Here is a 20,433-nt window from a genome sequence, read left to right as displayed (position 1 = left end):
CGGCGCCGGGTCTTCGGGTACGCGGTGCGCACCCGAAGATCTGGAGGGAGTCATGCAGCGAGGCAGCGACCGGCTGAACGTCCACCGCGACGACGAGATGAAACACGAACTCCAGGGCCTGCTCAGGTCCGGTCATCCGACGCGGACCGAGGAGTGGCACGATCCCGAGCCGAGCGCCGACGACGACTTGCAGGTCGCGGGCGGCCCGGTGGCACCCGGCGGGGGTACGGCCTCGCTGGCGGCGGTGCGCCAGGCGCTGGCGCGGTACCTGAGCCGCAGCGTGTTCCCGGCGGGCCCGCGTGAGCTGGCGGGCGCCCTGCGCCGCGGATACGCGCCCGACGCCCTGGTGGAGCCGCTGGAGCGGCTGCCCCGCTCGGCGCGCTACGCCACGGTCCAGGAGCTCGCCGAAGCCCTCACCCGCCGCTAGCCAGGAAGGACCGTGATGGCTGATTTCGTGAGGGATGTGATGACCCCGGGCGCGGTCGCCGTCCGCCCGGACGCCTCGCTGGTCGAGGCGGCGCAGCTGATGCGCGCCCAGGACATCGGCGATGTGCTGGTGGCCGACGGCCAGCGGATCGTCGGTGTACTCACCGACCGTGACATCGCGGTGCGCGCGGTCGCGGAGGGCTTCGACCCGCTGACGGTGAGCGCCGAGTCGGTGTGCACCCATGATCCGGTGATGGTCGCCCCGCAGGACCCGGTGGTGGCCGCCGTGGCGCTGATGCGGAAGCACGCCGTACGCCGGCTGCCGGTCGTCGAGGACGGCCTGCCGGTCGGTGTGGTGAGCCTCGGTGATCTGGCCGAGGCCCAGGACCCCGACTCGGCGCTGGCCGACATCAGCCGTGCCGCGCAGGACGGGTGAGCGCATGGGTCGGGATCAGGCGGCGGAGATCGCCTCCACCGGCGTCACTGTCGATGTCGCTGACGCGACCGTCCGCTATCTGCTGTACGGACTGCTGCCGAGCTGGTTTCTGCCCGGCCTCGCCGACTGGGCGATGCACCGGCGCACCCGCATCGAGGAGACCGCCGGCACCAAGGAATCACTCATCCACTCCCTGATGATGGCCGAGGTCGGCGTGCCCATCGCGCTGACCCTGCGCTATGAGGTCAACCCGATGCTGCTCGCCGTGCAGCTCTCCAGCACCGCGGCTCATGAGGCGACCGCGCTGTGGGACGTGCGCACGGCCGAGGACAGCGGCCGTGAGGTCAAGCCGATCGAGCAGCACATCCACAGCTTTCTGGAGTCGCTGCCGTTCGGGGCGCTGGCCTCACTGATGTGTCTGCACGCCGACCAGGTCAAGTCCCTGCTGCGCGGCGGCCGGGGCGATCCGCAGGCCTGGCGTCTGGTGCCGCGCCGGCGCCCGCTGTCCCCCGCGTATCTCGCGGGCATCGCCGCCGCGATCGGCACCTGTGTGCTGCTGCCGTACGGCGAGGAGCTGGTGCGGTGCCGGCGGGCGGCTCGGCGCAGGAAGAAGACTCGACGCGAGAAGAAAGGAAGCTGAACCATCATGCGCATCGCGTTTCTCACCGCGCCCGAGGGCGTCGAGCAGGTCGAACTCACCGAGCCCTGGCAGGCGGCGGTGGACGCCGGTCACGAACCCGTGCTGGTGTCGACGAAGCCGGGGAAGATCCAGGCGTTCCACCACCTCGACAAGGCGGACACCTTCCCGGTGCAGGCGGTCGTCGGCCAGACGTCGGCCGACTCCTACGGCGGACTCGTCCTGCCCGGCGGTGTGGCCAACCCCGACTTCCTGCGGATGGACGACAAGGCCGTCTCCTTCGTCGGCGCCTTCTTCGAGCAGGGCCGTCCGGTCGCCGCGATCTGTCACGCCCCGTGGACGCTGGTGGAGGCGGACGTGGTGCGGGGCCGGGTCCTCACCTCGTGGCCGAGCCTGCGCACCGACATCCGCAACGCCGGCGGGACCTGGGTCGACGAGCAGGTGAAGGTCTGCGACCACGGCCCGAACAAGCTGATCACCAGCCGCAAACCGGGCGATCTGAAGGCGTTCTGCGAGACCTTCCTGGATGTGTTCGCGAAGGAGGCCGGCTGATGGAGGACCGCAAGCAGCAGCAGCGCGACAGGTTTCGGGCGGACGACCCGACGGGCGGGCCGCTCACCACCGACCAGGGCGTGACGGTCGACCACACCGACGACTCACTGGCCGCCGGCGAGCGCGGGCCGACCCTGATGGAGGACTTCCACTTCCGGGAGAAGCTCACCCGCTTCGACCACGAGCGGATCCCGGAGCGGGTGGTGCACGCGCGGGGCGCGGGCGCGTACGGCTATTTCGAACCGTACGAGTCCTGCGCGGAGTTCACCCGCGCCGCCTTTCTCCAGGATCCGTCGGTCAGGACCCCGGTCTTCGTGCGGTTCTCGACCGTGCAGGGGCCCCGCGGATCGGCGGACACCGTACGTGACGTGCGCGGCTTCGCGACCAAGTTCTATACCTCGGAAGGCAATTACGACCTCGTCGGGAACAACTTCCCGGTGTTCTTCATCCAGGACGGCATCAAGTTCCCGGACTTCGTGCACGCGGTGAAGCCGGAGCCGCACAACGACATCCCGACCGGGGCGTCCGCCCATGACACCCTGTGGGATTTCGTGTCGCTCCAGCCCGAGACCCTGCACGCGATCATGTGGCTGATGTCGGACCGGGCCATCCCGCGCAGCTACCGCATGATGCAGGGCTTCGGCGTGCACACCTTCCGGTTCGTGAACGCCGAAGGACGCGGCACCTTCGTGAAGTTCCACTGGAAGCCCCGGCTCGGTGTGCACTCGCTGGTGTGGGACGAGGCGCAGGAGTGCCAGGGCCGCGATCCGGACTTCAACCGGCGTGATCTGTGGGACGCGATCGAGGCGGGCGAGTACCCGGAGTGGGAGCTGGGCGTCCAACTCGTGCCGGAGGAGGACGAGTTCGCGTTCGACTTCGATCTGCTGGACGCCACGAAGATCATCCCGGAGGAGCAGGTGCCGGTGCGGCCGATCGGCCGGATGGTGCTGGACCGCAATCCGGAGAACTTCTTCGCCGAGACCGAGCAGGTCGCCTTCCACACGGCCAATGTCGTGCCCGGTATCGACTTCACCAACGACCCGCTGCTCCAGGCCCGTAACTTCTCCTATCTCGACACCCAGCTGATCCGGCTGGGCGGCCCCAACTTCGCCCAGTTGCCGGTGAACCGGCCCGTGGCCCCGGTCCGCACCAACCAGCGCGACGGCTACGGCCAGAGCGCGATCCACAGCGGTACGAACTACTTCCCCAACTCCCTCGGCGGCGGCTGCCCCGCACACGCGGGCGTCGACGGCAGCGCGTTCACGCTCCCCCACACTCGACCAGACTCGCGCGGGGGCACCCCCTTCGCCGAACGCGTGGACGGCGCGAAGATCCGCCGGCGCAGCCCGAGCTTCCAGGACCACTACAGCCAGCCCGCGCTGTTCTGGCACAGCATGGCGGACTGGGAGCGGGAGCACATCGTCGCGGCCTTCCGGTTCGAGCTCGGCAAGGTGGGGACGATGGCCGTACGCACCCGGACGGTGGAGCAACTGGCCAAGGTGAACGGTGAGTTGGCGTCCGAGGTGGCACGTGGGATCGGTGTTCCGGAGCCCTCCGGGGCCACGGAGGCCACCAACAAGGTGCTCTCCCCCGCGCTGAGCCTGGAGTCACTGCGCGGCGACGGCTCCGTCCGCACCCGGCGGATCGCGGCCCTCGTCACCGACGGCGTCGACGCCGACCAGCTGACGTCACTGCGCGAGAGTCTGACCGCCGAGGGCGCGGTCGTCGAGGCGCTCGCGCCCACCGACGGCACCGTCGCGGGCGCGAACGGCGAGCGGGTCGCCGTGGACCGGGCGCTGCCGACCATGGCGTCGGTGCTGTACGACGCGGTACTGCTGCCCGGGGGGCCGGTGGGCACACCGCCGAGCGCGGAGGATCCGGACGTCCTGCGCTTCGTGCGGGACGCCTACCGGCACGGCAAGCCGGTCGGCGCGCTCGGCTCGGGCGTGGTGATCCTTTCGGCGCTGGAGCCGGAGGGCCTCGACGTCTCCACCGAGTTCCACCGGGTGGTCGACGACCAGGGCGTGGTGACGGACACCTCGCCGGGGGCGGCCGGCGAGGAGTTCTGCCGGGCCTTCGTGTCGGCGCTGGCGGCGCACCGGCACTGGGACCGGCCGCCGCTGCGCCGCTGACCGGGGCGCGGGACCTGTCAGGTGTCCGGGGTCGCGGTTTCGCCGGAGCCGCGGTCCCGGGCGCCTTCGCGGGTGCGGCCCGCGGCCACGGGGCGGCGTGGGTTGCGGCGGAGGTACTCGCCCTCCAGCTGGGCCATGCGTTCGTTGTGGGCCCGCAGCGCGTCGTTCGAGCCGTGCAGGAGCGCGTCGTGGCGCGTGCGGTGGATGGTCTCCAGCTCTTTCATGAGCTGCTGGTCGTCCAGCCGGCTGGGTTCGACTCCGGTCATCGTGTGCCCCGCTCGTCGTATCCGTGTCCGAGTCCGCGGTCCGGGTACCCGCCCTGTGAGCACTACCCCCGAGCGACATCCGGGAGGGACCATGGATCTCGCCTTTCTGCATCCACTCTACGAACATCCGGGGCCCTGGGCCTCCGTGTACGTCGACACCTCCCGCCACACGGAGGACACCCCTCACGAGCGGCACCTGACGGCACAGGCGCTCGCCCGCGACCTCGCCGACCGGGGCGCCGACGAGGCGACCTGCCGGGCGGTGCGGCATGCGCTGGAGGAACTGGAGCACTCCTCGGAGCCGCACGGCCGGGCCCTGTTCGCGCGGGCCGGCGAGGTCGTACTGGATCCGCCGCTCGCCCGGCCACCGCTGCGGGACAGCGCCGACTGGGCTCCGCTGCCGCACACCGCGCCGCTGCTGGAGCTGGCCGGGGAGGATCCCGTGTGCGTGGTGGCCTACGTCGACCGCAGGGGTGCCCACTTCGTGCTGCGCACCGCGCTGGGGCGGCAGGATGCCGGCGGGGTCACCGGGCGGCAGTGGCCGGTGCACCGGACGAGCACGGCGGACTGGTCGGAGCGGCACTTCCAGCTGAAGGTCGAGAACACCTGGGAGCACAACGCGGCCGAGATCGCCGACGCGCTCACCGTCTGCCAGGAGGAGACCCAGGCCGACCTGCTGATTCTGGTCGGTGAGGACCGGGAGCGGCGGGCCGTGCACGAACGGCTGCCGCGGCGGCTGCACGATCTGGTGGTCGAGGCGCCGCACGGCGGCGGGAGCAGGCTGCTGGACGAGGACGTGGAGTCGGTCCGTCAGGCGCATGTACGGCAGCGTGCGGAGCGGGAGCTCTCGCGGTTCCTGGCGGCCCGGGATCCGGGCGAGGGCGGCCGGGCCGTGGAGGGGGTGCCGGCGCTGGTCGAGGCGGCGCGCGAGCACCGGATCGATGAGCTGCTGATCCGGCTGGACTCGCCGGACGCGCACCGGGAGGTGTGGATCGGCGAGGATCCGGACCAGGTGGCGGTCCGGCGCACCGATCTGAAGACTCTCGGTGAGCAGCGGTCGTGGGCCGCGCGGGCGGACGACGCGCTGATGCGGTCGGCGGTGGCCACGGGGGCGGAGGCGGTGGCCGTGGGGACGGCCGAGGCGCCGGTGGGGGGCCTGGGTGCGCTGCTGCGGTGGCCGTAGCGGACACCCCCGTCAGCGGGCCCGCTCCACCCTCCGTTCGTCCCACACCGGCTCCGCCGTCTCCCGGACGCGGCCGTCCGAGCCGAAGACCAGGTAGCGGTCGAACGCACGCGCGAACCAGCGGTCGTGGGTGACTGCCAGGACCGTTCCGTCGAAGGCCTCCAGGCCCTCCTGGAGGGCTTCCGCCGACTCCAGGTCGAGATTGTCCGTGGGCTCGTCCAGGAGGAGGGCCGTCGCCCCTTCCAGTTCCAGCAGCAGGATCTGGAAGCGGGCCTGCTGGCCGCCCGAGAGGCGGTCGAAGGTCTGTTCGGCCTGTTGGGTCAGCTCGTAGCGGCGCAGCCGGGACATGGCCGCGCCCTTGTCCTGGGCGTGTTCCTTCCACAGGATGTCCAGCAGGGTGCGGCCCGCCAGTTCCGGGTGGGCGTGCGTCTGGGCGAAGTGGCCCGGCACCACGCGCGCGCCCAGCTTCCACGCGCCCGTGTGCGCCACCTCCTCCCCGGCCAGCAGCCTCAGGAAGTGCGACTTCCCCGAGCCGTTCGAGCCCAGGACCGCCACCCGCTCGCCGTAGAAGACCTCCAGGGAGAACGGCTTCATCAGGCCCGTCAGCTCCAGGCCCTCGCAGGTGACCGCGCGGACCCCCGTCCGGCCGCCCTTCAGACGCATCCTGATGTCCTGCTCGCGCGGCGGCTCCGGCGGCGGGCCGGCCTCCTCGAACTTGCGCAGGCGGGTCTGGGCCGCGGCGTAGCGGGACGCCATCTCATGGCTGACGGCGGCGGCTTGACGGAGCGTCAGGACCAGCTTCTTCAGCTGCGCGTGCTTCTCGTCCCAGCGGCGGCGCAGCTCCTCGAAGCGGGCGAAGCGCTCACGCCGGGCCTCGTGGTACGTCGAGAAGCCGCCGCCGTGCACCCAGGCGTCCGCGCCCGTCGGCGAGGGCTCGACCGAGACGATCTTCTCCGCGGCGCGGGCCAGGAGTTCCCGGTCGTGGGAGACGAAGAGGACCGTCTTGCGGGTTTCCTTCAGGCGTTCTTCCAGCCAGCGCTTTCCGGGCACGTCCAGATAGTTGTCCGGCTCGTCGAGCAGCAGCACCTCGTCGGTGCCGCGCAGCAGCGCCTCCAGCACCAGCCGCTTCTGCTCACCGCCGGACAGCGTCCGCACCTGCCGGAACTGCGCCTTCTCGTAGGGCACGCCCAGGGCGGCCATGGTGCACATGTCCCACAGCGTCTCCGCCTCGTACCCGCGCACCTCGGCCCAGTCGGCGAGCGCCTGCGCGTACTTCAGCTGGGCCGCCTCGTCGTCGACCGTCATGATCGCGTGCTCGGCGGCGTCGACGGCCTGCGCGGCCTCCTGGATACGCGGCGGCGCGACCGACACCAGCAGGTCCCGTACGGTCGTCTCGTCGCGTACGGACCCCACGAACTGGCGCATCACCCCGAGGCCGCCACTGACCGTGACCGAGCCGCCGTGCGGTTTCAGCTCGCCGGAGATCAGCCGCAGCAGGGTCGTCTTGCCCGCGCCGTTCGGCCCGACCAGGGCCATCACGGACCCTTCGCCCACCCGGAAGGACACATCGCCGAGCAGTGGCCTCCCCTCGGGGAGGCAGTACTCCAGGTGCGCGGCTTCCAGATGTCCCATGGGGTGGAATTCTGCGGGTCGGCCGCCCGATGCGGCAAACCGTTATCCGGCTGCGTCCAGCGCCTCGCCCGTCGGACCGCCCTCACCCGCGGGCGCCACGCTCGCGCCCGCCCACGACAGCGCCTTGAACCCGTCGGTCGGCGAGCCCTCCAGGACCACCACACCGGTGTTGTCCAGCCGGTGCGCGGCGGCGAAGGCGATGTCCACGTTGTCCGCGCGGGCCGCCGTCCAGGAACGGATGGCCGCGCCGTGGCTGACCATCGCGACGGTGCCTGCGCCGCTGCGCGCGGCCTCCTCGATCACGGCGTCGTAGCGGGCGAGGAACTCCGCGCCGCTCTCGCCTCCGGGCATCCGCAGGCCTGTGTCCCCGGCGGCCCAGGAGAACGCCGTACGCATGTACAGCTCGCCCTGATCGGTGTCGCCGGGCAGCATCTCCAGGTCGCCGGCGGCGATCTCCCGGATGCCGTCCCGGACGATCACGTCGAGTCCGCGGGCGGCGGCCAGCGGAGCGGCGGTGAGCTGGGTGCGCAGGAGCGTGGAGACGTACAGCGCCTCGATGTCCTCGCCGGTGAGGGCCTCGGGGAGCGCGGCCGCCTGGGCCTCGCCGAGTGCGGTCAGACCTGGTCCCGGGACGGCGGTGTCGAGCAGGTAGTCGACGTTCGTGGGGGTCTGGCCGTGGCGGACGAGGAGCAGACGCATCAAGGGCCCTCCGGGACGGGACCGGACAAGAAACAGCCACTTCAGGGTACCCGTGACCCCATGAGCCCTGATGTGGACCTCACTGTGCCGAAGCCGGGCCGCCATGTACTGCGGGACCGGCTCCTCGCCCTCGACTTCCGACTCTTCGAGTTCGCCGCCGAGCAGCACTGGCCCGGAGCCGAGCGGGTGCTGCCCCGGCTGAGCCGGAGCGCGAACCACGGCGTGCTGTGGTTCGCGACGGGCGCCTTCATGGCGGCGACCCGCACCCCGCGGGCCCGCCGGGCCGCCGTCCGCGGTCTCGCCTCGCTGAGCCTCGCCTCGCTGACGATCAACACGCTGGGCAAGCGCTCGGTGCGCCGGCCCCGGCCGGTCCTGGACCCCGTACCGCTGGTGCGGCAGCTGAAGCGGCAGCCGATCACCACCTCGTTCCCCTCCGGTCACTCCGCGTCGGCGGCGGCCTTCGCGACCGGAGTCGCGCTGGAGTCACCGGCCTGGGGGGCCGCGGTGGCCCCGGCCGCCTGGTCGGTGGCGCTGTCCCGGGTCTACACCGGGGTCCACTTCCCGAGCGATGTGCTGGCGGGCGCGGCCCTCGGCGCCTGCGCCGCGTATGCCGTACGGGGCCTGGTGCCGACCCGCGCCCAGCTCCGCCCGCCGGCCCGGCCGCGCGCCGAGGTGCCGGTGCTGACCGAGGGCGAGGGCCTGGTCCTGGTGGCGAACACCGCCTCGGGCACCGCCGACCGGGTGCGCACCCTGCTGGACGTCCTGCCCCAGGCCGAGGTCGTGGAGTGCGAACCGGCCGAGGTGCGGGCGGAGCTGGAGAAGGCGGCGGGCCGCGCGCGGGTGCTCGGGGTGTGCGGCGGCGACGGCACGGTGAACACCGCCGCCGCGGTCGCCCTGCGGCACGGACTGCCGCTCGCGGTCCTGCCCGGCGGGACGCTCAACCACTTCGCCTACGACCTGGGCGTGGAGGACGTGCGCGATCTGACCCGGGCGCTGGTGCGCGGGCACGGGGTGCGGGTGGACGTGGGCCAGTACCGCTGCGGCATGCAGCGGGGCGTGTTCCTCAACACCTGCAGCCTGGGCATGTACCCGGAGCTGGTGCGTGAGCGGGACCGCTGGTCGCACCGGATCGGCGGCTGGCCGGCCGGTGTGCTCGCCGCCCTGCGCGTCCTGCGCACCGACGGACACCCGCTGGAGGCGAGGATCGGCGCCTCCACCCGGCCGCTGTGGCTGCTGTTCGCCGGGAACGGCACCTACCACCGGATGGGCCTGGCCCCCGGCCGCCGGATCGACCTCGCCGACGGCGTGCTGGACGTACGGGTCGTGCACGGCGGCCGCCGCCCCGCGATCCGCCTGCTGGCCGCGGCCGTGGCGGGCCCGCTGACCCGCTCCCCCGTCCATGCGGCGGTCCAGGTCGGGCGGCTGCGCCTGACCGGCGTCGCCCCGCACTCGCTGCTCGCCTACGACGGCGAAGTCACCGAGGTGGAGGGCGAGGTGACGCTGGAGAAGCTGCCGGAGGCCCTGACCGTCTACCGGCCGCTGCCCGGGAAGTGACATCCCGTCAGTCCAGAATGCAGAACGCGGGTCTCATTATTCGACATGCGGGCGTACGGTGGCGCCACCACGACGAGACGAGGGGAACGCCATGTCGCAGCCGCGTGAGACCGCCGTATACACGCATGGGCACCATGAGTCGGTGCTGCGTTCGCACACCTGGCGCACCGCCGCCAACTCCGCGGCCTACCTGCTGGATTCACTCAAGCCGCACATGAGGATCCTGGACATCGGCTGCGGGCCCGGCACCATCACCGCCGATCTGGCGGCGGTGGTGCCGGACGGCCATGTCACCGGTGTCGACCACGCGCCGGGCATCCTGGAGCAGGCCCGCGCCACGGCCGCCGAACGGGGCCTGGCCAACGTGGACTTCGCGGTCGCCGACGTGCACGCGCTGGACTACCCGGACGACACCTTCTGCGTGGTCCACGCCCACCAGGTGCTCCAGCACGTCGGCGACCCGGTGCGGGCGCTGCGCGAGATGAAGCGGGTGACCAGGCCGGGCGGGTTCATCGCGGTCCGCGACTCGGACTACGCCGCCATGACCTGGTACCCGGAGTCCCCGGGGATGGACGACTGGCTGAGCCTGTACCGGCGGGTGGCCCGCGCCAACGGCGGTGAGCCGGACGCCGGGCGGCGGCTGAAGTCCTGGGCGCTGCGGGCGGGACTGACCGACATCACGGCCACCTCGGCCACCTGGACCTTCGCTTCCGCCGAGGAGCGGGCCTGGTGGAGCGGGCTGTGGGCGGACCGGACCGTGGCCTCGGCGTACGCCGACCGGGCCGTCGAGGGCGGCCACGCGACGAAGGAGCAGCTGCGTGCCGTGGCGGACGCCTGGCGGGAGTGGGGCGTCCGGGAGGACGGCTGGTTCAGCGTGCTGCACGGAGAAATTCTGTGCCGTAAGGACGGCTGAAATCCGAGTTTCTGGTAACTCGGTCGGCAGGGAGGTTCACATTATGGTTCCGTTGCTGGTGGTGCTGCTTCTGGCGCTGATTCTGTTCGGTGCCGGATTCGCAGTGGAATTGCTCTGGTGGATTGCGGCCATAGTTCTCGTTCTGTGGCTGCTGGGATTCCTGGTGCGCGGCACGACGGCTGCCGGGAGCAGGGGCCGCTGGTACAGGTGGTGACAGGCTCCGGGACTATTCCCGGGGCAGCAGCGGTCCGAGCGGCCCGAGGTCCAGATTGAGGTCCTCGGGCCGCAGTCCGTAGCGCTCACGCAGTTCGGTCATCCGCTCGTCGAGCAGCATCAGCGTGAGCCCGATCCGCTCCTCCTGCTCCTCGCTGAGAGCGCCCTCGTCGCAGCGGCGCAGCGCCTGGCGCTCCATGAGCTGGCGCAGCAGTTCCACCACGGTCAGCACCAGCTTGACGAGGTCGCGCTCCACGGTGTCGGGGTCGAGGTCGAGCCGGTTGCGGGCGCTCACGTCAGCTCCTCGAAGGGCGAGGGGACATTGGCGTTCACCGAGCTGATCAGCGCGTTGAGGTCAATGCGTACGAGGTCGACGTCCGCGATGCGCAGGGTGATGTCGCCGGTGATGACCACCCCGCCGGCCAGCAGCCGGTCCAGGAGGTCCACCAGCGCGACCTCACGGCGTTCTATGACGGTCACGTGGCCTCGTCCCCCCTCTGCACGTCCGTCTCCTCGCCGGTGAAGGAGTAGGCCGCCCAGGGTCCGGTGAGTTCCACGCGCATTCCCTGGGCCTCGTCCTTCGTACGGTCCACCAGTTCCACGAATTCCTCGGATTCGCCGCGCGGCACCAGATAGGCGGCGTTCAGCACGTTCTGTCCCGCGGCTCCGGAAAGCGCCGAGCTCTGCGGATCGTGCAGCCGGGAATCCTCCGCGTAGGAGGAAAGCGTCGCGTGCAGGCGGCCGGCGAATTCCGTCGCCTCCTGCCAGGTGTGCTCATGGTTGCGGACGCTCTGTCGCCGCCGGCGCAGGTAGTCCCGTCCCGACGCGGGTTTTCCGGCCGGGGCCTCGGTGTCCTCGGGCCGCGGGTCGACGTAGACCTTCACACCCCACTCCACCCGGCCCTCCAGCCGGTCGAGGGTGCGCAGGAAGTACTCCTCGCGGGACTCCATCATGATGCGCAGGGCGCTGTCGTCCCGGAAGACGGTGGCGAGCCGCAGCGGGAGCGGGGTGGTGACGACGGTGAGCGCGTCGATGACCCCCTGGTGGGCCCTGGCCGTCGCGGTGAGCCAGTCCAGGTCCTCCAGATGGGCGCGCAGCGGCTCCTCGGCGAAGTCCCGTTCCGGCACGACGCTGTAGACGGCGATCAGGCCGTGGTGCGTCAGCTGCCGCGGCGGCTGTCCGGCGACCCCGGTGAGCTGGGACTGGAGGGCCGACCGGAAGGGCCGGCAGACGGCGTACACATAGCGCAGTCCTGGCATCAGGCCTCCTCCTGTGAGCGGCCGGGCTCCAGTTGGGCCAGCCGCTCACGCAACTCGGCGTTCTCCCGGGCGAGTTCGTCGCGCCGGGCCCGCGAGGACAGCGCCGGGTCGTCCTCCCACCAGTCGATGCCCATCTCCCGCGCCTTGTCGACGGAGGCGACGATCAGACGCAGTTTGACGGTGAGCAGTTCGATGTCGAGAAGGTTGATCCGGATATCACCCGCGATGATCACGCCCTTGTCGAGGACGCGCTCCAGGATGTCGGCGAGGTTGGCGCCGCCACCCTGGCCGTACGGCTCGGGGAGCCGGCTGGGGGTCGTCATCGGCGGTCCCCGGTCTCGGCGTACGTGTCCTCCGGCTCGCTCTCGTACTCGTCCGCCGCCTCTTCTTCTCCCTCCGGTTCTTCTCCCTCCGGTTCTTCTTCCTCCGGTTCTTCTTCCTCCGCCTCTTCCTCATTGTCGTCCTCGTAGCGGTCCTCCGCCTCGTCCTCCTCCTCGGCGACCGCGTCCTCGTGGCTGACGACGACCTCGCCGTCGCGGATCTCGCCGCGCCAGCCCTCCTCGGCCTCGCCCTTCAGCGTGACGTACCGGACGTAGTTCTTGAGGTCCAGGCGGGCCCGGCGGCCCTGGGCGCGCCAGAGGTTGCCGGTCTTCTCGAACAGCCCCTTGGGGTAGTACTCGATCACCAGCAGCACGCGCGTGAGGTTGTCGCCGAGCCGGTGGAAGGACACGACGCCCTTCGTGGTGCCCTTGGCGCCCTCCGAGGTCCAGGCGATCCGGTCGTCCGGCACCTGCTCGGTGGTGTGCGCCTTCCAGCTGCGGCTGGACCAGAAGATCTTCAGCCGCCAGTCGGAGGTCGTGTCGTCGGCGCGGTTCGCGCTCTGCACGCCCTTGGCGAAGGAGCTGAAGTCCTGGTACTGGGTCCACTGGTCGTACGCGGTGCGCAGCGGTACGCCGACATCGGCGTACTCGATGACGACGGTGGGCTTCTTGCCCGCTCCGCCCTTGCGCCCGCCCTTGCCGCCGAGGTTGCGCAGCGCCTCGGTCACGTTCTCCTTGGCGCGTGAGGCGCCGATCTCCAGGGCGCTGCGCAGCGGCCCCTTGCCCTCGGCGAGCTTGCGGCCGCCGTCGAGGGCGAGGCGGGCGAAGCCCGGGCTCTTGCCCTCGGCGATGTCGTTCAGTTTCAGCGTGGTCTCGCCGAGCTTGCGTCCGGCGCCGATCAGCAGGCTCTGGGCCTGTACGGCGAGGTACTCCTGAATCTCCGCCTTGAGCCGTTCACCGGCCTCGCTGCGGGCCAGGGAGCTCGCGGGTCCGAGGTTCCCGGTCATCGCCCGTCACCGCCCTTCGGAAGACGGGAGCGGGCACCGCGGGCGGCTGTCGCCTTCTTGGTCACGGCCTTGCGGGCGGCCTTCTTTCCGCCGGACGCGGTCCTGGCGGCCGGTGCCTTCTTCTTGGCGGGAGCCGCCTTCTTCGCCGCCTTCTTCACCGGGGCCGCCTTCTTCGCCGCCGCCTTTTTCGCGGGCGCCGCCTTCTTCCGCGGCGCCCGTCGCTCCGGCTCGGCGGCCTCCTCGTCGGCCTCGTCCTCGTCGTAACCCGCGGCCTCGTCCTCGTCGTACTCCTCGGCCTCGTCCGCGTCTTCCGCGTCCTCCTCCTCGTACTCCTCGTAACCGACCTCCGGCACCACGCCCGCCAGCCGGTCACGCACCTCGGCGGTACGCCCGTGCAGCCGGTCGGCGAACGCGTCCAGCCGGCGCTCGACCATCGCACCGGTGGCGGCCTTGCCGACCCCGCGCAGGTCCTCGCGCAACTGGTCCCCGATCTCCTTGAACTGCGGGTTGTCCCGCAGTTGCTGGGAGGCCAGGTCCGCGAGCGCCCGCGGGCTCAGATGCAGGCGCTTGCCGGCCACGAGCGTGCCGACGGCGAACGCCAGTTTCAGCTTCCTCGTCCGTCCGAGGAGATATCCGGCCCCTACGGCGAGGCCCAGTCCCGCTCTGTTCATCGTGGTGTCTCCAGCCTGTCGAGGAGTTCGTCCTCACGGCGGTCGAACTCCTCCTCGTCGATCTCTCCGGTCTCCAACTGCTCTTCCAGGCGGGCGAGTTCGGCCCGCACCGTGGCCGGGTCGTAGTAGATGCGCTCCGCCTCGCGCAGCACCTGTCCGATCACCCACGCGCTGCCGCGCACCGGGGCGAACGGCAGCAGCAGCACCTCTGCGACCAGTCCCACGGTTCCTCACTCCTCGGCGGCGGTGGTGGTCGCGCTCGCGGGCTGCGCCGGGCCGGGATCGACGAAGCTGTACGGCGGCAGCGGGCCGTTGACGCGCACCTCCAGGTGCGGCCGGCTCTTGCGGAGTTCGTCGACGGCGGCCAGGAACGCCTCGGCGGTGTCCCGGTTCACCAGGAAGGAGACGTTGGCCAGCCAGCCGGTGGACTCGGGACCCACGCTCACCGCCGCCGCCTCGGCTTCCAGGACCCGCAGGACCTCGGCGGCGTCCTCGGCCTCGCGCGCCTTGACGGCGGCCACCACCATCTCGCCGAGCTGGAGCTTCTGCTCGTAACTGCCGCCGCCCGCCTGCCGGTTGGCCTCGGTCAGGGAACGGATCTCCGGGCTTTGCGACATCACGCGGTGCAGCACGGCCTCTTCGTCGTGCGTGGCCTTGACGTTGTACTCGACCGTGCCGTCCAGCGTGCGCAGCCGTTCCTGGTAGTGCTCCGCGCGCTCGGCGAGCACCCCGGTGACCGTGTCGTCGTCGGGGGCGACGCTGCCGAACCGCATGGGCAGCACACAGCCGGCGGCGCCGGTCTCGGCGAGGACGTTCTGGTGGGCGAGCAGATCCCGGCGCTTGGGACGCAGCCCCTCGGGCGCGTCGCTGACCAGGGCGGCCAGACCGCCCTCCGTCAGCACCCGCACCGGGCGCGGCGGTTCGCCGACGCCGGTCATGTCCTTGGGGAGTGCGGGATGCGAGCTCGCGGTGATGCCGTACACATACGTGCTCACTCCTGCTCCTCCTTCCTGCGCGCCGCGGTGGACTTGCGGGCGCGCGGCTTGGGTTGGGCCTCGCCCTCCTCGCGTGCCTGCCGGAAGGCGTCGGACACGGTCTGCGCGGCGCCGGACAGCGCCCCCTTGGACTTGCCGCGGGCGCCGGACTCGGTGATCTGGCCGACCACGTCGGGCAGGCCCGGGCTCTTGCGCGGGCCTGCCTCCAGGTCGAGCCGGTTGCAGGCTTCGGCGAAGCGGAGATAGGTGTCGACGCTGGCGACGACAACCCGGACGTCGATCTTGAGGATCTCGATGCCGACCAGGGAGACACGCACGAACGCGTCGATGACGAGCCCCCGGTCGAGGACGAGCTCCAGAACGTCGTAGAGACCGCTGGTGCCGCCCCCTCCGCCGCTCTGTTGTGCCGGGACAACGGTCATGCCGGCCGTTCCTCCTGTTCTGTGATCGTGGTCGAAACGGGCGCGGGCCGGCGGTCTAACGGCCGCCGGGCCTATGTGCGTCGGAGCGCCCGCGTTCGTAGCGGCGGACGCGCCGGTAGCCGGTGAGCTGCCCCTGCCGGTCGAGGTCGACCTGGTAGCCGGCCATCAGGCTCATCGTGTCGGGCACACGGGCCAGCTCCAGGACTTCGATCTCCAGCGTCCAGCCGTCCTCGCTCTGTTCGAAGGACGAGACCGTCTCGGCGGTCATGCCGGTGAGTTCGGCGAGCTGGGCGCGCGCTTGGCGCAGCACTTCCATCGGGGTCGGCTCTTTGTTCGATTCGCCCGTTTCCTGTTGGGATTTCTTGTGTGTGTCGTGTGAATCAGTCATGGTCCCCTCGAACGCCGAGTGGCCCGAGGGGACTTGGTCAAACCCGTAGCTTTACGTGCCCTTGCCACCGAGGGCGTTGAGCCTGCGCCGGGCGGGTCCGAGGGCCCGGCCCCGGTCCAGCACCCCGGCCCAGGGGTTGGTGCGGGCCTGGTCAACGGCGTCGGCGATGGTCCACCGGCGGGCGTCCACATCCGGGTCGTCCAGTTCGGTCCAGTCGATGGGGACGGCCACGGGGGCGCCGGGGCGGGCACGGACCGTGAAGGGCACGACGGCGGTCTGCGCGTAGGCGTTGCGCTGCACGTCGAGATAGAGGCGGTCGCCGCGGTCCTTCTTGCGAGCCGCGGTGGTGAGCCGGGCCGGGTGGGCGGCGGCGAGGGTGTCGGCGACGTCCCGGGCGAACTCCCGTACCTCGTCGAAGTCGTGATGGCCGTTCAGCGGGACGATCACATGCAGTCCGCGCGAACCGGTCGTCATCAGGGCGGAGGGCAGCTTCAGTTCGTCCAGCAGCTCGCCCAGCAGCCAGGCCGCCTCACGCACCTGCCCGAAGTCCTCCTCGGCCGGGTCCAGATCGAACACCATCCGGTCGGGCCGGTCGAGACGCCCGACACGGGAGAGCCAGCGGTGCAGAGTGAGGGAGGCCTGGTCGGCGAGGAGGACGAGGGTGGCGGTGTCGTCGCAGACCGTGTGACAGACGGTGCCGCCCTCCTTGGGCACCTCGACGCGGGTGACCCAGTCCGGATAGCTGTCCGGGGTGTTCTTCTGCATGAACTTCGGCCCGCCGAGCCCGTCGGGGTGCCGCTCCAGCATCAGGGGGCGGCCGCGCAGATGCGGCAGCATGAAGGGAGCGACGGACCGGTAGTAGTCGACCAGGTCGCCCTTGGTGTACTCCTTGGTGCCGCCGTCGCCGGGGAAGAGCACCTTCTCGGAGCGGTGCACCTCGACCGTGCGCCGCCCGGCTCGCACGGTCCGTACGTCGTCCTCTCCGCTCATGGCACGATCGCCTCCGCCACCAGCAGCCGGCCGGCCGCCGCGATCGACTCGGCGTCGATGCCCGCGGAGTGCAACTGCTCGTCGGGGGAGGCCGAGCCGGGCATCGTACGGACCGCGAGCCGCACAAGACGGGGCACCGGGCGGCCGTCGAGGAAGGCGTCCAGGACGGCGTCGCCGAGGCCGCCCTCCTCGTGGTGGTCCTCCACCGTGATCAGACAGCCGGTCTCCTCGGCGGCCCGGCGCAGCGTGATCCGGTCCACGGGCTTGACCGAGTACAGGTCGATCACCCGGGCCGCGATGCCCTCGCGCTCCAGCGCGTCGGCGGCGGTCAGCGCCCCGTGGACCGTGACGCCCGCGGCGACGAGGGTCATCCGGTCCGCTCCGGAGGAGCGCAGCACCTTGCTGCCGCCGACCGGGAACTCCTCGTCGGGGCCGTAGATCACCGGGCTCGCACCGCGCGAGGTGCGCAGGTAGCGAATGCCCTCCAGGCCGGCCATCGTGGCGACGAGCCGGGCGGTCTGATTGGCGTCGCAGGGGTACAGCACGGTCGAGCCGTGCACCGCGCGCATCATCGCCAGATCCTCCAGGCCCATCTGCGAGGGCCCGTCCTGGCCGATCGCGACGCCCGCGTGGGAGCCGACGAGATTGATCCCGGAGCCGCTGATCGAGGCCATGCGGACGAAGTCGTACGCGCGCGTGAGGAAGGCCGCGAAGGTGGCGGCGTACGGCACCCAGCCGCGCGCGGCGAGTCCCACCGCGGCCGCGACCATCTGCTGCTCGGCGATGTAGCACTCGAAGTAGCGGTCGGGGTGTTCCTTGGCGAACAGCTCCGCGCGGGTGGAGTCGCCGACCTCGCCGTCCAGGGCGACGACATCGCCGCGTCCGGTGCCGAGCGCGGTGAGCGCCTTTCCGTAGGCGTCCCGCGTCGGCACCTCGTCGCCCGTGTCGAACCGCGGCAGTTCGAAGTGGCCGGCGCGGACGGCGTGCAGCATGCGGGCGGCGGGCGGTTCGTGCACCCGGATCAGCGTGTCGCGTCGGCCGCCGAGTTCGGCGACGGCCTCCTCGGCGTCACTCAGCGGCTTGCCGTGCAGGCCCTCGCGGTCCTCGACGGACTCGACGCCCTTGCCCTTGAGGGTGCGGGCGAGGATCGCGGTGGGCTGTCCGGTGGTGGACCTGGCCTCGCCGTAGGCGCGGTCGATCGCGTCGACGTCGTGTCCGTCGATCTCGACGGTGTGCCAGCCGAAGGCCTGGAAGCGCCGAGCGTAGGCGTCGAGGTCGTGGCCGTGCCGGGTGGGGCCGCGCTGGCCGAGCCGGTTGACGTCGATGACGGCGGTGAGGTTGTCGAGATGCTCGTACGACGCGTGCTCGGCGGCCTCCCACACGGAGCCCTCGGCCAGCTCGCTGTCCCCGCACAGCACCCACACCCGGTAGCCGGTACGGTCGAGCCGCTTGCCCGCGAGCGCGATCCCGACACCGACCGGCAGGCCCTGCCCGAGCGACCCGGTGGCCGTCTCGACCCACGGCAGCCGCCGCGGTGTGGGATGCCCCTCCAGGGCGCTGCCCAGCTTGCGGAAGGTGAGCAGTTCGGCGTCCTCGACGACACCGGCCGCCTTGAAGGCGGAGTAGAGCAGGGGCGAGGCGTGTCCCTTGGACAGCACGAAGCGGTCGTTGCCGGGGTGGGCGGGGCGGTCGAAGTCGTAACGGAAGTGGTTCGCGAGGAGTACGGCCATCAGGTCGGCTGCGGACATGGACGAGGTCGGATGCCCGGACCCGGCGGCGTCGGAGGCGCGCACGCTGTCCACCCGCAACTGCTGTCCCAGTTCGACGAGCTCGGCGGTGTTCATGAGTCTCCTTCCGCGGGGTGGTCGGGACGCGGGTCGGGCGGGAAGTCGGTGCGCTTGATGGGGCCGGGGGGCTCGGTGTGCTCGCCACCGGGCTGGTTCTTGGCGGGCTCGCCGCCAGGCTGGCTCTTCGCCGGCTCGCCACCGGGCTGGCTCTTCGCCGGCTCGCCACCAGGCTGACTCTTCGCCGGCTCGCCACCAGGCTGACTCTTCGCCGGCTCGCCACCAGGCTGACTCTTCGCCGGCTCGCCACCGGACTGGCTCTTCGCCGGCTCGCCACCGGACTGGCTCTTCGCCGGCTCGCCACCAGGCTGACTCTTCGCCGGCTCGCCACCAGGCTGGTTCCTGGCCGGCTCGCCGCCAGGCTGGTTCCTGGCCGGCTCGCCGCCAGGCTGGTTCCTGGCGGGCTCGTTCATCTGGTCCTCCACCGGTTTGTCCCGTTTCCCCGGCACCCGCGCCAGCTCCGGCGAGGCCGTGTCCAGGGGCACCGACCACGAACGGACGAGCCCCAACTGGACGGCCTGGCGCGGGAGTACGGCGTCCAGGAGCCAGTCGGCGGCGACGCGGACGCGGTTTCCGGGCATCGCCGCGAGGTGGTAGCCGCGGGTGACCGCGCCGGCGGCCACGCCGGACAGGGGCAGGCCGAGCGGGTTGGCGGCGGCCTTCACTCCGCCGAGGTCGACGGCGAAGCCCATGTCACGGTGACGGTAGGCCCGGCGTTCCCCGATCCCGAGCGAGGCGGCCACATTGCGGGCGGCGATCTTGCCCTGTCGCCAGGCGTGCTGCGCGGTCATCGGGGTGTACGCGCCGGGCTTCTCCAGATCCGGTACGGCCGCCGCGTCCCCGCAGGCGAACAGCTCGGGGCGGCCCGGCACCTGGAGGTGCGGGTCGACGAGCAGCCGGCCGCGCTCCATGGGCAGCCCGAGCGACTCGACGAGCGGGTCGGGGCGTACGCCGACGCACCACACCAGCGTGCGGGTGTCGATGAACTCGCCGTCGCTCAGCAGCACTCCGCCGTGTGTGGCCTCCTTCACCGAGGTGCCCGTCCTGACGTCGACGCCGCGCTCGCGCAGCACCTTGTCGGCGGTGCGGGAGAGCCGTTCGTCCAGTTCGGGCAGGACACGGTCGGCGATGTCGAGCAGCAGCCAGCGGGGCTTGAGCGGGCGGCGCCGGGTCTGGGCGTCGGTGAAGAGCTTGCCCTGGGCCGCGACCTCGGTGCCGGTGTATCCGGCGCCGACCACGACGAACGTACAGCGCGCCGAGCAGCTCTTCGGATCGTCCTCGGCGGCGGCCAGCTCCAGCTGACGGGTCACGTGGTCGCGCAGATACAGCGCCTCGGGCAGTCCGCGGAAGCCGTGCGCGTGCTCGGCGACGCCGGGGACGGGCAGCAGCTTGTTGACGCTGCCGGCGGCCAGCACCAGCCGGTCGAAGGAGAGCGTGCCGGGATCGCCCTCGGGGCCGCTGTAGTGCACGGTGTGCCCGTCGAGGTCGACGGCGTCCGCCTCGCCGAGCACCAGCCGTACGTCGGGCAGGGTGCCGGAGAGCGAGACGGTCACCCGGCGCGGTTCCAGGACGCCGGCGGCGACCTGGGGCAGCAGGGGCAGATACAGGAAGTAGTCGGTCGGGTTCAGCAGGGTGATCCGCGCACGGTGCCGGGTGAGCCGGGACAGCACACGGGCCGTCCGGTACCCGGCGAATCCGGCGCCGACGATCACGATGCGGGGGCGACTCACGTTTGCCTCCGGCGCTTGTCGACGGCTCGCTCGGGAGCCTTCCGCGTCCCCCTGGTCAGGGCCGCCAAACGTCACCCCGGCCGGCCCGGTTTCCACCCTCGCCGCCGGGTACCCGGACCGGGACCCGTCCCGCCGCCCACGCGGCAGTCCCGGAGGTGTTCCCC

Annotated in this window: 25 protein-coding genes; 9 read left to right on the top strand and 16 right to left on the bottom strand. The window is 71.7% G+C overall.

The window, feature by feature from the left end; translation table 11 throughout:
* The first annotated feature begins 52 nt into the window (after positions 1 to 52).
* The 5 genes from RMT89_RS05520 to RMT89_RS05500 are packed head-to-tail and all read left to right on the top strand — an operon-like array spanning position 53 to position 4,183.
* The gene (locus RMT89_RS05520; protein WP_315882775.1) at positions 53 to 427 is read left to right on the top strand and encodes a DUF2795 domain-containing protein; all 375 of its coding nucleotides are present in this window, start codon (positions 53 to 55) and stop codon (positions 425 to 427) included.
* A 15-nt stretch (positions 428 to 442) separates the two neighbouring features.
* The gene (locus RMT89_RS05515) at positions 443 to 862 is read left to right on the top strand and encodes a CBS domain-containing protein (RefSeq protein WP_315882774.1); all 420 of its coding nucleotides are present in this window, start codon (positions 443 to 445) and stop codon (positions 860 to 862) included.
* Positions 863 to 866: 4 nt separating this feature from the next.
* On the top strand, positions 867 to 1,502 hold the full coding sequence (locus tag RMT89_RS05510; RefSeq protein WP_315882773.1) for a diguanylate cyclase: 636 nt from the start codon (positions 867 to 869) through the stop codon (positions 1,500 to 1,502).
* A 6-nt stretch (positions 1,503 to 1,508) separates the two neighbouring features.
* Positions 1,509 to 2,051, top strand: coding sequence for a type 1 glutamine amidotransferase domain-containing protein (locus RMT89_RS05505; protein WP_315882772.1), 543 nt, complete (start codon positions 1,509 to 1,511; stop codon positions 2,049 to 2,051).
* Entirely contained in the window at positions 2,051 to 4,183 is a 2,133-nt protein-coding gene (locus RMT89_RS05500) for a catalase (protein WP_315882771.1), read from the top strand. Before RMT89_RS05505 ends, RMT89_RS05500 begins: the two co-directional genes overlap by 1 nt.
* Positions 4,184 to 4,200: 17 nt before the next feature.
* On the opposite strand, the gene RMT89_RS05495 is transcribed toward RMT89_RS05500, so the two are convergent.
* On the bottom strand, positions 4,201 to 4,449 hold the full coding sequence (locus RMT89_RS05495; RefSeq protein WP_315882770.1) for a DUF6158 family protein: 249 nt from the start codon (positions 4,447 to 4,449) through the stop codon (positions 4,201 to 4,203).
* Between the two features lie 91 nt (positions 4,450 to 4,540).
* Here RMT89_RS05495 and RMT89_RS05490 point away from each other — a divergent pair, with 91 nt between their 5' ends.
* Positions 4,541 to 5,632 (top strand): Vms1/Ankzf1 family peptidyl-tRNA hydrolase, encoded by a 1,092-nt coding sequence (locus RMT89_RS05490; RefSeq protein WP_315882769.1) that lies wholly within the window; start codon positions 4,541 to 4,543, stop codon positions 5,630 to 5,632.
* Between the two features lie 12 nt (positions 5,633 to 5,644).
* On the opposite strand, the gene RMT89_RS05485 is transcribed toward RMT89_RS05490, so the two are convergent.
* Positions 5,645 to 7,264: an ATP-binding cassette domain-containing protein gene (locus RMT89_RS05485; RefSeq protein ID WP_315882768.1), complete on the bottom strand. Its 1,620-nt coding sequence runs from the start codon at positions 7,262 to 7,264 to the stop codon at positions 5,645 to 5,647.
* 42 nt (positions 7,265 to 7,306) lie between these two features.
* The gene (locus RMT89_RS05480; protein WP_315882767.1) at positions 7,307 to 7,963 is read right to left on the bottom strand and encodes a histidine phosphatase family protein; all 657 of its coding nucleotides are present in this window, start codon (positions 7,961 to 7,963) and stop codon (positions 7,307 to 7,309) included.
* A gap of 60 nt (positions 7,964 to 8,023) precedes the next feature.
* Here RMT89_RS05480 and RMT89_RS05475 point away from each other — a divergent pair, with 60 nt between their 5' ends.
* The 3 genes from RMT89_RS05475 to RMT89_RS05465 all read left to right on the top strand — a co-directional run bounded on the left by RMT89_RS05475 (position 8,024) and on the right by RMT89_RS05465 (position 10,644).
* The gene (locus RMT89_RS05475) at positions 8,024 to 9,517 is read left to right on the top strand and encodes a phosphatase PAP2 family protein (RefSeq protein WP_315882766.1); all 1,494 of its coding nucleotides are present in this window, start codon (positions 8,024 to 8,026) and stop codon (positions 9,515 to 9,517) included.
* Between the two features lie 91 nt (positions 9,518 to 9,608).
* Positions 9,609 to 10,430, top strand: a complete 822-nt coding sequence (locus tag RMT89_RS05470; RefSeq protein WP_315882765.1) for a methyltransferase domain-containing protein — start codon at positions 9,609 to 9,611, stop codon at positions 10,428 to 10,430.
* A 43-nt stretch (positions 10,431 to 10,473) separates the two neighbouring features.
* A complete protein-coding gene (locus RMT89_RS05465) occupies positions 10,474 to 10,644 on the top strand; it encodes a hydrophobic protein (RefSeq protein ID WP_315882764.1) in 171 nt (56 codons plus the stop codon).
* Positions 10,645 to 10,656: 12 nt separating this feature from the next.
* On the opposite strand, the gene RMT89_RS05460 is transcribed toward RMT89_RS05465, so the two are convergent.
* From RMT89_RS05460 to RMT89_RS05400, 13 genes are read right to left on the bottom strand one after another with little or no spacing between them, the layout of a single operon-like run.
* Positions 10,657 to 10,938 (bottom strand): gas vesicle protein K, encoded by a 282-nt coding sequence (locus tag RMT89_RS05460; RefSeq protein ID WP_315882763.1) that lies wholly within the window; start codon positions 10,936 to 10,938, stop codon positions 10,657 to 10,659.
* A complete protein-coding gene (locus tag RMT89_RS05455; protein WP_315882762.1) occupies positions 10,935 to 11,123 on the bottom strand; it encodes a gas vesicle protein in 189 nt (62 codons plus the stop codon). Before RMT89_RS05455 ends, RMT89_RS05460 begins: the two co-directional genes overlap by 4 nt.
* The gene (locus RMT89_RS05450; RefSeq protein ID WP_315882761.1) at positions 11,120 to 11,902 is read right to left on the bottom strand and encodes a GvpL/GvpF family gas vesicle protein; all 783 of its coding nucleotides are present in this window, start codon (positions 11,900 to 11,902) and stop codon (positions 11,120 to 11,122) included. The genes RMT89_RS05455 and RMT89_RS05450 overlap by 4 nt, the downstream gene beginning before the upstream one ends.
* Positions 11,902 to 12,225 carry a gas vesicle protein gene (locus RMT89_RS05445; RefSeq protein ID WP_315882760.1) on the bottom strand — a complete coding sequence of 108 codons (324 nt, stop codon included), beginning with the start codon at positions 12,223 to 12,225 and terminating at the stop codon, positions 11,902 to 11,904. The genes RMT89_RS05450 and RMT89_RS05445 overlap by 1 nt, the downstream gene beginning before the upstream one ends.
* Entirely contained in the window at positions 12,222 to 13,229 is a 1,008-nt protein-coding gene (locus RMT89_RS05440; protein WP_315882759.1) for an SRPBCC family protein, read from the bottom strand. The genes RMT89_RS05445 and RMT89_RS05440 overlap by 4 nt, the downstream gene beginning before the upstream one ends.
* Positions 13,226 to 13,900 (bottom strand): DNA primase, encoded by a 675-nt coding sequence (locus tag RMT89_RS05435; RefSeq protein ID WP_315882758.1) that lies wholly within the window; start codon positions 13,898 to 13,900, stop codon positions 13,226 to 13,228. The genes RMT89_RS05440 and RMT89_RS05435 overlap by 4 nt, the downstream gene beginning before the upstream one ends.
* Entirely contained in the window at positions 13,897 to 14,124 is a 228-nt protein-coding gene (locus RMT89_RS05430; RefSeq protein WP_315882757.1) for a gas vesicle protein GvpG, read from the bottom strand. Before RMT89_RS05430 ends, RMT89_RS05435 begins: the two co-directional genes overlap by 4 nt.
* A gap of 6 nt (positions 14,125 to 14,130) precedes the next feature.
* Positions 14,131 to 14,895 carry a GvpL/GvpF family gas vesicle protein gene (locus tag RMT89_RS05425; RefSeq protein ID WP_315882756.1) on the bottom strand — a complete coding sequence of 255 codons (765 nt, stop codon included), beginning with the start codon at positions 14,893 to 14,895 and terminating at the stop codon, positions 14,131 to 14,133.
* Positions 14,892 to 15,317: a gas vesicle structural protein GvpA gene (locus tag RMT89_RS05420; protein WP_315882755.1), complete on the bottom strand. Its 426-nt coding sequence runs from the start codon at positions 15,315 to 15,317 to the stop codon at positions 14,892 to 14,894. Before RMT89_RS05420 ends, RMT89_RS05425 begins: the two co-directional genes overlap by 4 nt.
* Positions 15,318 to 15,372: 55 nt before the next feature.
* The gene (locus RMT89_RS05415) at positions 15,373 to 15,705 is read right to left on the bottom strand and encodes a gas vesicle protein (protein ID WP_315882754.1); all 333 of its coding nucleotides are present in this window, start codon (positions 15,703 to 15,705) and stop codon (positions 15,373 to 15,375) included.
* 51 nt (positions 15,706 to 15,756) lie between these two features.
* Positions 15,757 to 16,695 (bottom strand): non-homologous end-joining DNA ligase, encoded by a 939-nt coding sequence (gene ligD / locus RMT89_RS05410; RefSeq protein ID WP_315882753.1) that lies wholly within the window; start codon positions 16,693 to 16,695, stop codon positions 15,757 to 15,759.
* The gene (locus tag RMT89_RS05405; RefSeq protein ID WP_315882752.1) at positions 16,692 to 18,539 is read right to left on the bottom strand and encodes a transketolase; all 1,848 of its coding nucleotides are present in this window, start codon (positions 18,537 to 18,539) and stop codon (positions 16,692 to 16,694) included. The genes ligD and RMT89_RS05405 overlap by 4 nt, the downstream gene beginning before the upstream one ends.
* On the bottom strand, positions 18,536 to 20,269 hold the full coding sequence (locus RMT89_RS05400; RefSeq protein ID WP_315882751.1) for an FAD-dependent oxidoreductase: 1,734 nt from the start codon (positions 20,267 to 20,269) through the stop codon (positions 18,536 to 18,538). The genes RMT89_RS05405 and RMT89_RS05400 overlap by 4 nt, the downstream gene beginning before the upstream one ends.
* Positions 20,270 to 20,433 lie beyond the last annotated feature (164 nt).

Source organism: Streptomyces sp. P17 (genome assembly GCF_032436805.1).
Lineage (GTDB): Bacteria > Actinomycetota > Actinomycetes > Streptomycetales > Streptomycetaceae > Streptomyces.
The sequence above is the reverse complement of the archived record's forward strand: the minus strand, read 5'-3'. Positions and strand labels throughout refer to the sequence as shown.

Bases quoted from the DNA above. Each gene is read 5' to 3' on its own strand.
- RMT89_RS05520 (WP_315882775.1), top strand. From the start codon at position 53: ATGCAGCGAGGCAGCGACCGGCTGAACGTCCACCGCGACGACGAGATG.
- RMT89_RS05515 (WP_315882774.1), top strand. From the start codon at position 443: ATGGCTGATTTCGTGAGGGATGTGATGACCCCGGGCGCGGTCGCCGTC.
- RMT89_RS05510 (WP_315882773.1), top strand. From the start codon at position 867: ATGGGTCGGGATCAGGCGGCGGAGATCGCCTCCACCGGCGTCACTGTC.
- RMT89_RS05505 (WP_315882772.1), top strand. From the start codon at position 1,509: ATGCGCATCGCGTTTCTCACCGCGCCCGAGGGCGTCGAGCAGGTCGAA.
- RMT89_RS05500 (WP_315882771.1), top strand. From the start codon at position 2,051: ATGGAGGACCGCAAGCAGCAGCAGCGCGACAGGTTTCGGGCGGACGAC.
- RMT89_RS05495 (WP_315882770.1), bottom strand. From the start codon at position 4,449: ATGACCGGAGTCGAACCCAGCCGGCTGGACGACCAGCAGCTCATGAAA.
- RMT89_RS05490 (WP_315882769.1), top strand. From the start codon at position 4,541: ATGGATCTCGCCTTTCTGCATCCACTCTACGAACATCCGGGGCCCTGG.
- RMT89_RS05485 (WP_315882768.1), bottom strand. From the start codon at position 7,264: ATGGGACATCTGGAAGCCGCGCACCTGGAGTACTGCCTCCCCGAGGGG.
- RMT89_RS05480 (WP_315882767.1), bottom strand. From the start codon at position 7,963: ATGCGTCTGCTCCTCGTCCGCCACGGCCAGACCCCCACGAACGTCGAC.
- RMT89_RS05475 (WP_315882766.1), top strand. From the start codon at position 8,024: ATGAGCCCTGATGTGGACCTCACTGTGCCGAAGCCGGGCCGCCATGTA.
- RMT89_RS05470 (WP_315882765.1), top strand. From the start codon at position 9,609: ATGTCGCAGCCGCGTGAGACCGCCGTATACACGCATGGGCACCATGAG.
- RMT89_RS05465 (WP_315882764.1), top strand. From the start codon at position 10,474: ATGGTTCCGTTGCTGGTGGTGCTGCTTCTGGCGCTGATTCTGTTCGGT.
- RMT89_RS05450 (WP_315882761.1), bottom strand. From the start codon at position 11,902: ATGCCAGGACTGCGCTATGTGTACGCCGTCTGCCGGCCCTTCCGGTCG.
- RMT89_RS05445 (WP_315882760.1), bottom strand. From the start codon at position 12,225: ATGACGACCCCCAGCCGGCTCCCCGAGCCGTACGGCCAGGGTGGCGGC.
- RMT89_RS05440 (WP_315882759.1), bottom strand. From the start codon at position 13,229: ATGACCGGGAACCTCGGACCCGCGAGCTCCCTGGCCCGCAGCGAGGCC.
- RMT89_RS05435 (WP_315882758.1), bottom strand. From the start codon at position 13,900: ATGAACAGAGCGGGACTGGGCCTCGCCGTAGGGGCCGGATATCTCCTC.
- RMT89_RS05420 (WP_315882755.1), bottom strand. From the start codon at position 15,317: ATGACCGTTGTCCCGGCACAACAGAGCGGCGGAGGGGGCGGCACCAGC.
- RMT89_RS05415 (WP_315882754.1), bottom strand. From the start codon at position 15,705: ATGACTGATTCACACGACACACACAAGAAATCCCAACAGGAAACGGGC.
- ligD (WP_315882753.1), bottom strand. From the start codon at position 16,695: ATGAGCGGAGAGGACGACGTACGGACCGTGCGAGCCGGGCGGCGCACG.
- RMT89_RS05405 (WP_315882752.1), bottom strand. From the start codon at position 18,539: ATGAACACCGCCGAGCTCGTCGAACTGGGACAGCAGTTGCGGGTGGAC.